The 1,220-nt window shown below is 64.8% G+C and carries 1 protein-coding gene; it reads right to left on the bottom strand.

The features are described 5' to 3' along the window. Positions 1-1,185 (bottom strand): nicotinate phosphoribosyltransferase (locus ABT116_RS47965; protein ID WP_351647791.1); only part of this gene is annotated, 1,185 nt, incomplete at its 3' end. Positions 1,186-1,220 lie beyond the last annotated feature (35 nt).

The following is a 1,220-nucleotide window of genomic DNA, read 5'->3' as shown; positions in this document are numbered from 1 at the left end:
CAACGGGATCAACAATTCGGTCGCGCCGTCCGCCTCGGAAACCGGAGCGGGCGAGCCGGCGGGGTAGATGACTTCCTCGACGATCGTTCCGGTCGGACGCACCACGCGCAGTGCCTTCTTGGCGCCGCCACGAGATGCCTTGTTGGTGCTTCTCTTCTCGACGGCGATCCCGCCCACCTCGACCAACTTGTAGACCATGCCCGCTGTGGGCGCGCCCGATCCGGTGACCAGTGAAGTGCCGACGCCGTACGAGTCGACGGGTTCGGCCCGCAGGGCCGCGATGGCGTACTCGTCCAGGTCGCCGGAGACGACGATGCGCGTCTTGGTGGCACCGAGGTCGTCGAGTTGTTGCCGTACCTGGCGAGCCAGGACGCCGAGATCACCGGAATCGATGCGAACTCCGCCCAGTTCGGGACCGGCAACGGCGACAGCCGTTTTCACACCCTCGGTGATGTCGTAGGTATCGACGAGCAACGTGGTGGATACGCCGAGTGCCGCGACCTGACCGCGGAATGCCGCTGCCTCGTCCGGACCGTCTTCGGTGGTGTGCAGGAGAGTGAAGGCGTGTGCACTGGTACCCGCGCTGGGTACGTCGTGACGCCGCGCGGCTTCGAGGTTGGAGGTGGCGTCGAACCCGGCGAGATAGGCGGCACGTGAAGCGGCGACGGCTGCCTGTTCGTGTGTGCGACGCGAGCCCATCTCGATCATCCGTCGGCCACCCGCTGCGCTCACCATGCGGGCTGCGGCCGAAGCGATCGCGCTGTCGTGGTTGAGGATCGAGAGAATCAAGGTTTCGAGGATGACGCACTCGGCGAAAGTTCCGCGGACCGAGAGAATCGGTGATCCGGGGAAGTAGAAGTCGCCCTCGCGGTAGCCGTCGATGTCACCGGAGAATCGATAGTTGCGCAGCCACTCGACCGTCGTGTCGTCAAGGAATTTCGCAACGATCGCCAGTTCCGGTTCACCGAACCGGAACTGCTCGAGTGCGTCGAGCAGGCGTTCGGTACCGGCGACGACGCCGTAGCGACGACCGTCTGGCAGCCGCCGTGCGAATACCTCGAAACTGCAGTTACGGAAGGCAGATCCGTCGGCGAGAGCCGCCGAGAGCATGGTCAGTTCGTACTGATCGGTGAGCAGTGCGGTGCTGGCACCGGCGTCGCGGATGTCGGAAATTTGCGTAGGCACGCACACAACTCTATGCGCGAGACGACGTGGGTGGG

The organism is Streptomyces sp. NPDC002130 (assembly GCF_040296465.1).
Taxonomy (GTDB): domain Bacteria; phylum Actinomycetota; class Actinomycetes; order Streptomycetales; family Streptomycetaceae; genus Streptomyces.
Note: the sequence above shows the minus strand (reverse complement) of the source record. Positions and strands in the feature narration are given on the sequence as shown.